Below are 7802 nucleotides of genomic sequence, written 5' to 3' on the forward strand. Positions count from 1 at the left end.
CGAAGAAAGCAGCCTGAGGTCCTCCCGAAGCCGCTCGGAGTGCAGATGTATTGCGCCCTGCCAAGATAGCTACTGCTAGCCTGCTTCACGGGCAACATTTTACCGCCTCTTCTGCCCGGGGCCATTGCCCTTTTAACCGGTACATTGGGATAGCCAGATTCCGTCGACACGGATTCTGCAATAATTGTCTTGTCGGGCATACGCGCACAGCCTGACGCCAATATAGCCAATGCAGAAGCAAATGCAGCTGCCGCTAGACCACGTCTGCGGAACTTATGCGTGGAAATATTTGCATGGTGCCGAGAATCTTCGCGGCAATAGTTTTTGAATGCACGACTATTCATAACTGACTCCCCGTCTTTATACGTTTGTATACGAAACGTGTTTCGGGGCACTTAATGAGATATGGAAAATGCCGACAATGTTCCACATCAGCTATGTGTCGAATTCCGCCCGGCTTAGCCAGAAAAGCCGCTCGTCAGTTTCGGAGCGCGCAGAAAATGTCATCAACGGCAACCGAGGTTGAACCATCGCCCATTCACATCCACTTCTGGGTGGCGCGATCACAGATCGTGTGCTGGCGATCCTGTCGAGAGCATCCTTTTGGGTGTTCGGCTCCGGCCCGTCCGCGGTACATTCTTTGTGTCTCCGCCAACGGTTCGGCCAACGGCGTCTCTATGACTCGTCCGAAGCGCCGCCGCAACCTGTAGTTTGCAACTCGCCACACCGTTTGCTAGCCTCACGGTGTGGGTGAGGAGATGCGGATTTTGTACCGCCTTTGGAACTGGCTCGGACGTCCGAAAGCACTGGGTGCCGGAGCAAAGAGGGCGGAGCTTTCACCGAGTCCTCCGTCCTCCATCAGCGAAGCACGTCTCCTGGATTTTTTGGCGAACACGACTGATGTTGTGTCGTTCTATGATCGGGACTTCCGCCTGACGCACTACGCAACCAAGTTCAAAAGCGTCCACAGCCGCCCGCTAGAAGCGGGTGTTGGTCTGCGGGAGATTTATCCGAACGTCGACACTGAGCTCATTGAAAAATTTGATCGCGTGCTGCGCGGCGGTACTTCAATAAATATCGATCTCCAGCGATCGCTTGGGGAGGCGCCTCGTCCGGCTGTCGTTTTTGCTGCTGCGAATGGAATTGGAATCATTGAATCCAGAGAAGCGGAGCAGCACAGGCGGGCTCTGGCGGAAGAGCAAGAGCATATGATGCTGCTTCATCAGGCGACGCACGACGCGTTGACCGGATTGCAAAACCGGCGGCGGTTCAGCGAAAGCCTGCGACAAGCTCTGTCGGTGGTCGATGAATCAAATGCCACTGCCTTGCTGCAAATCGACCTTGACGGTTTCAAAGCGGTCAATGACACACTCGGCCATGGAACGGGCGATACGTTGCTTCAACTGGCAGCAGGCCGGATCCGGGACACGCTGCAGGACGGCGAATTCGCATATCGGTTAGCTGGAGACGAGTTCGCCGTCATTCAATCGGGAAGGGGACAGCCGGCCGAAGCGGAACGCCTCGCGGGGTCGTTAATTGAAGCATTCAGGGCGCCGTTCATGATCAACGACATCCCCGTCTTCGTCGGCGCGAGCATCGGAATTGCTTTCGGACCTGAACACGCGACCGAGGGCGAGCAGTTGATGAAGGCCGCGGATATCGCCCTTTATGCAGCCAAACAAGATGGACGCGGCTGTGCGCGAATTTTTAATCGCTCGATGCTGCTCCTGCTCGAACAGCGTGAAAACCTGAGGCGCAATCTTCGAATGGCGCTGGAGCGGAACGAGCTTTATCTTGAATATCAACCGCTCATTCGTGCTCCCGCTTCGGTCGTGGGCTTCGAAGCGCTGCTGCGATGGCGTCATCCCGAAGTCGGGACCATCCCTCCGAGCGTATTCATACCGATCGCCGAAGCCGACGGCCTCATGGACGAGATTGGACGATGGGTGATCGAGGAAGCCTGCCGCCAAGCAACGAGATGGCCATCTTCATTGACGGTCGCCGTAAACCTGTCGCCGGCGCAGTTCCTGAGCGGTTCGCTCACGGACACCGTTGCTCAGATCATCGACGCAGTCGGAATCCGCGCCGACCGGCTTGAGCTCGAGATTACCGAAACCGTCCTTCTCGAGCAAACCGTCGACAACATTGACACACTGAACACCCTGAATGTTCTCGGGATACGAATCGCGCTAGACGATTTCGGCACCTACTACTCCTCGTTGAGTTACCTGAAGAACTTCCCGTTCGACATATTGAAGATAGACCGGTACTTCGTAAAAGACTTAGAAACCGATCGAAAAAGTCAGACGATCGTGCGATCGATCATAGGCATGGCGCACGGCTTGGGGATAAGCGTCACCGCGGAGGGAGTTGAAACACCGGAGCAGGCACAGTGGCTGATCAGGGAAGACTGTGATTACCTCCAGGGCGATTTCCTGGGACGGCCGCTCGGAGCCGAGGCGACGCGCGATTTCGTCAGGCGATCTCCCAAGGAAGTGATACGCCAAAGGGGGGAAGAAATCGGGCGATCCAGCGTCCGGCCCCATGCGTAGCACCGTGGACGAAACTGAGGCAAGCGAGGTAGGGCGATGCGGATTTCCAGAGACAGGTCAACTGCCGTCCGGGAAGGGTTCGTCGCATCGCTCGACTAAAAATGCAGATGGAAAATGAGTGGGGAATGCCGATGAATATTGCTTCTCATGACGAAGATGGCGAAGCAGTCTTTGAGACAATGATCCAGATCGATTTGGAAATCCAAACTTTTATGTCTGATTGGTTACTCTGCGATCAAATCTCGACGTACTCGGCGCGAATGATCAGCCACAATAGAACTGACTCCGTACGGCATTCAAACCTCTTTTCCTCTGCGTTGAACGAATTGCTGGAGGTCGCCTTTCGTACGCGGCATTCCGGCGGCGAAATAGCCTGTAGGCTGTCCCGCCGGGGTGAGACGGACAGGATCGAACTGACATTCCCTTGCATGCCCGAAGAACGACAATTCTATGAAGAAGCGGTGTTGCAAATTGCGGGGTCGGAGGCAATGGAGCGCTATCTCAACTCGGTGTCCGGAGACCTCGCGCCCAGTCGTGAAATCGTTCTCTTGGAGCTGGCAATCGACTACAACGCGACAATTCGGGTCGAGCAGGCCGGCGCTGATATCATCACTCTTGTCGTCGATCTTCCGCTTGAGGGTATGCCAAGTTGAGCACGTACAACCTTTACCCGCGTTTCAGAGCGCAATACGACGTGAACGATCAGGAGTTCTCGATATCGGGAATACTGCGGCCCCAGTCGATTGATGAGCTTGCGGCCAGCATTGCCCTGTTGAAGGAATCGATCGCTCGCGTGCGCGGCACTCTGTACGTAAACGTCAAACGATTGACGCAAATGAACAACACCGCATTCCATGCGTTCTCGCGGGTCATCATTGACGCCTGTCGCGCTCGACCCGATCTCAGGTTCGTACTCATCACGTCAAGTGTTGTCGGGTGGACGACCAGAAAATTCGGGCGCTTGAACGGAATCGAACCGAACATCACGGTTCAAGAGTATGACAGTGATTTCTATCCGGGGCAGAGCTTCCTCGAAGAAGGCGGGTTCATTCCGATCCTCCGCACACAGACGAAGATGACTTGGCGCCACGAGCGCACAATCTTGCCGCGACACGGCCTGCAGCCCGGTATCATCATGGCCGACATCTGTTGCGGAATTGGTGATTTCGCCGTGCTCGTGCAGAAAGAGTTTCAGCCATCACGGATTGTCGCTCTCGACCACTCCAGATCAAGCCTTGCATATGCGCGAAGGGTGGCTGCGGCGTTCGATATCGGAGGCATTGAATATACCTATGGCGACGCGTCAGAAATGCTGCTCGACCAAGATCAGTTTGACTTGGTCACGTGCCGACACTCCCTGCAGGTGTTCAACAAGCCCGAACTGATCCTCAAGGAACTCTTCCGCATCTGCAAGCCGGGCGGACGCGTCTACATCACTAATGAAAAGAACTCGCACTGCCTGGGCGAACCGCGCGCCGATAGTATCCAGTGGACCTATAACGAAGTCGCCAAGCTTTGGGCGCACTTCCAGATGGATATCGAGCTTGGCCCCAAAAGCCGTCGATACCTGATCGAAGCGGGATTCGAAGACATTCGAGTCGAGTCTTTCATGGTCACCAACCACGACGGCGATCCGCAGGACTTCGCGGATGTCGTCGCGGCATGGGAGAACGTCTATGCAGGCGAGATGGCGACAAAGCGAGGCGACTCGCCAGCGTTCGTCAAACGGTTGCGACAGGGTTTCCAGGATCACATTTTCGCTGCGCTCCACCCCAAGGGATATGCCGGATGGCCAATCTGGGTTGCATCGGGACGTAAGCCATTGTGAGCGACTCGTATGCCATCTTCCCCTAAACCCTGGTCTGTTTTCCGGCTCAACAGCTTCCGCGCGAAATTCATGGTGGTTGTAGGGGGGGCGGTGCTCTTCGACCTCCTGGTCGGTGGAAGCGTCGCCTTGTGGAACGTCAACCGGCTTTCCCGCGACGCCACGTATCAGATCGAGAGCGGCCTCACCAAGGCGAGCCAGGAATACCTTCAGAATTATATCGAGACGACTGCGCTGCGCGCCGATCTCCTCTTCGACCAAATGCACTCCGAGGTGACCGCACTTGCAGGCTCCATGCAGAGACTGATTGATCATCCGGAGGCGAAGGAGGCAATCGGCAGCGCGCTGGCGACGAACTCCTATTTCAATGCGCCGCTTGTATATGACCCTCAAGGAAACTGGATGCAGAGCCCGCAAGGATCGCCTTCGGTCTTGAGTGTCTGGGGATATCTCCTCTCCCCCGATGGCCGACCAAAGCCCGAAATTCTCCGCAACATTCAGGAGAGTGCGGCATTCGATATTTTTGGCCCGAGCCAGATGGCAACAGGCGCTAGGAAGCTGCAGGTCTATTATGTTGGACCGAAGGCAGCACCTATCATGCGCACGACTCCCTACTCCGATCAGGCGCAAACCTTCGACAAGCTCTATCCGGGCCACAACAATGCAAATTTCTGGGATTTCTTTTTTCCTGGCGTCTATGAAGGCTGGCAAGGGTGGATCAGGGACACGAAATCGCGCCCCGTAGAAGGCGAAAACATCACCGCGACTGCCCCATATATCGATGCGATTACCGGCAAGCTCATTGTCAGCTTCTTCCATCCGCTCTGGACTAAAGACCGCAAGGATGTGGCCGGCATGGTCGCTTCGGACGTAACGCTCGATCAGCTCGCTAATATCGTCGAAAGCGTGAAAGTCGCCGAGACAGGCTTCGGCTTCCTCACCATGTCGAATGGCAATGTGCTTGCGATCAAGCCTGAAGGCGAGAAAACGCTTGGGCTCAAGATTGCAAGCGGTGCGGCGGGTCAAGGCGTTACCGGACTCGACCGCTCGCTCAGGAAAAGTACGCATGCGGCCGTTGCGGCGCTCGAACTTCCTGCCGACGACAAGACGATCATCAAGCATATTTCGATTGGGGAGGAGGATGGCGAAGCCGAACCTCACATCGTCGCGCTTCGCCGACTGGAGGCAGTTAATCTCTGGAATAGCACGGGGTCCATCACAGCCGAAAACCAGATGCTCGGCTTCGTCGTCCCGGAGCGGGAGATCTATGCTTCCTTACTTGCGGCGCAAGAGAGCATTTCCGGCGCGACCAACCGGATCCTGGTCTCCCAGATCATCGCAATTATCATTTCGCTCCTGATCGTCTTTGCGGCTGTCTTCGGAATATCAAAGCGGATCACCGCAGGCCTCAGTGCGCTTGCCGGAGCCGCAAAGCGGCTCCAGGCAAAAGACTATTCGGTTCGAGTAAACATTCCGACGCATGACGAAGTGGGAGAGGTGGGGGTCGCGTTCAATCGGATGGCGGAGGAGATCAGCTTCCATACGGAAAATCTCGAGCAAATCGTCGATGAAAGAACGAAGGAGCTTGAAGGCGCAAATCAAGAGATTTCGGCCCTCAACAGCAAATTGCGAGATGAGAACCTCCGCCTCGGTGCAGAGCTTGCGGTTGCCAAACACATCCAGATGATGGTTCTGCCGAGAGACAGCGAGCTCGAAGCCATCCACGGGGTAGAAATCGCCGCTTACATGCGGCCGGCCGACGAAGTTGGAGGCGACTACTACGACGTCTTGCAAGAGGGTTCGCGAGTCAAGATCGGGATCGGCGATGTGACGGGTCATGGGCTCGAAAGCGGTGTGCTGATGCTGATGGTTCAATCCGTTGCACGCGCACTGCAGGAGACGGGCGAGGACAATCCACGTCAGTTTCTCGATCGACTGAACAGAGCCATCTATAAAAATATCGAACGGACCAACACCAACAAGCATCTCTCGCTGGCTTTCCTTGACTTCGAGAATGGGCGGGTGACCCTGTCAGGGCAGCACGAGGAGGTTCTTGTCGTTCGTGCAAATGGAGAGGTCGAGCGTATCAATACCACCGATCTTGGTCTGCCGATCGGCCTCGAACGCAACATCCTGCCGTTCATCGCAACGCGCGATATTCCGTTCAACAGCGGCGATGTGATCGTGCTCCACACGGATGGTGTGACCGAAGCGGAAAATCAGGAGGGCAAACTGTTCGGTTTGATGCGCCTTTCTAACAGCGCGCGCCACTACCATCGCAGGAGCGCTGAGGAGATCAAAACCGGAATTATTGAGGATCTGATGGCCCATATAGGAACTCAGAAAATTCACGACGACATCACACTCGTGATCATGAGGCACAAGTAGGAATGACAACACTGTTCGGAACAGCCGACTTTGCAATTAGAGAGAGCGTCAGCCGAGTGCGATTGTTCGATGGACCTCTCGACCTTAGTTGGCATCATTGCGCTACTACTTCGGACTTCATCGCAGATGTTTTTGCCTTACGCTTTCAGTCTTCTCGCAACGACCATAGGGAAGTACGACACAGCATTGGCTATCTCGTCAACGAACTGATTGAAAATGCTGTGAAGTTTCGTGCGCCAGGCGAGATCACGATCGAGGCGGCCCTAGAATCGGAAAGCTTTAAATTGAAGGTTTCGAATGTTGTCGATGTCGAAACGACCGCCAAATTTCAGAATCTTCTGTCGGAGATCACAGCCGGCGACCCGGGTGAGCTCCTGATCCAGCGAATCGAAGCGAATGCCGCCGACCCTGAGATGACAAATTCCGGCCTTGGATTGCTGACGTTGATGAGCGACTATGGCGCGAATCTGGGTTGGGTCTTCAGCCCGGCTGACGAAAGAGATCAGGTTCGCCTGGAAACATATGCTTCAATTCTGGTAACAGAAACTATTAACTAATGAAATGAAGCGACATCATGGAAATATCGACAGCAAATTATCGCGTGTGGAACGAAGGAGCTGAGATTTATTTTGACGGCGTGATGAGGTTGGCCAGTTCTGAGGCCTATGCGCCAATATTGCAGCTAATGATGAATGTCCTTGCCTCTCATCCTCCTTCTATCACGATACATTTAACAGACTTGGAGTTTCTTAACTCGTCAGGTATCAATTTATTGGCCAAGTTCACAATAGAGGTCAGAAAACATCCGGAGGTCCAACTCATTGTCCGGGGAAGTTCAGAAATACCTTGGCAGTCGAAATCATTGCCAAATCTCAAAAAACTACATCCCGCGTTGGAACTCTTCGTTGGCTGACAAGGCGGTTTTTCCAGGCGTCAAGTGTAGGTAGAACTGCGGACCCGTCGGGTCCGCAGTTAGCGCCACGACGCTTGCCCAGTGTCTTCCGCCGCGTTGCCCCAGTCGGCTAGTCGGCTCATAG

The 7802-nt window shown here is 54.8% G+C and carries 6 protein-coding genes; all 6 read left to right on the forward strand.

Translation table 11 applies throughout. The annotated features are described in order from the left end of the window. The first annotated feature begins 758 nt into the window (after positions 1 to 758). The 6 genes from G6N73_RS33640 (at position 759) to G6N73_RS33665 (ending at position 7678) form a co-directional block, all read left to right on the forward strand. Positions 759 to 2552, forward strand: a complete 1794-nt coding sequence (locus G6N73_RS33640; RefSeq protein WP_165034232.1) for a putative bifunctional diguanylate cyclase/phosphodiesterase — start codon at positions 759 to 761, stop codon at positions 2550 to 2552. A gap of 107 nt (positions 2553 to 2659) precedes the next feature. Beyond that, positions 2660 to 3205, forward strand: coding sequence for a ubiquinone biosynthesis methyltransferase UbiE (locus tag G6N73_RS33645; RefSeq protein WP_425484189.1), 546 nt, complete (start codon positions 2660 to 2662; stop codon positions 3203 to 3205). Next, positions 3202 to 4380: a class I SAM-dependent methyltransferase gene (locus G6N73_RS33650; RefSeq protein ID WP_165034233.1), complete on the forward strand. Its 1179-nt coding sequence runs from the start codon at positions 3202 to 3204 to the stop codon at positions 4378 to 4380. Before G6N73_RS33645 ends, G6N73_RS33650 begins: the two co-directional genes overlap by 4 nt. A gap of 9 nt (positions 4381 to 4389) precedes the next feature. After that, positions 4390 to 6765 (forward strand): SpoIIE family protein phosphatase, encoded by a 2376-nt coding sequence (locus G6N73_RS33655; protein ID WP_165034234.1) that lies wholly within the window; start codon positions 4390 to 4392, stop codon positions 6763 to 6765. 2 nt (positions 6766 to 6767) lie between these two features. Next, a complete protein-coding gene (locus G6N73_RS33660; RefSeq protein ID WP_165034235.1) occupies positions 6768 to 7322 on the forward strand; it encodes a slr1658 superfamily regulator in 555 nt (184 codons plus the stop codon). A gap of 17 nt (positions 7323 to 7339) precedes the next feature. Next, on the forward strand, positions 7340 to 7678 hold the full coding sequence (locus G6N73_RS33665) for a slr1659 superfamily regulator (RefSeq protein ID WP_165034236.1): 339 nt from the start codon (positions 7340 to 7342) through the stop codon (positions 7676 to 7678). Positions 7679 to 7802: the final 124 nt, after the last annotated feature.

Origin of the sequence: Allomesorhizobium camelthorni, assembly GCF_011045125.1 — a bacterium.
GTDB lineage: Bacteria > Pseudomonadota > Alphaproteobacteria > Rhizobiales > Rhizobiaceae > Allomesorhizobium > Allomesorhizobium camelthorni.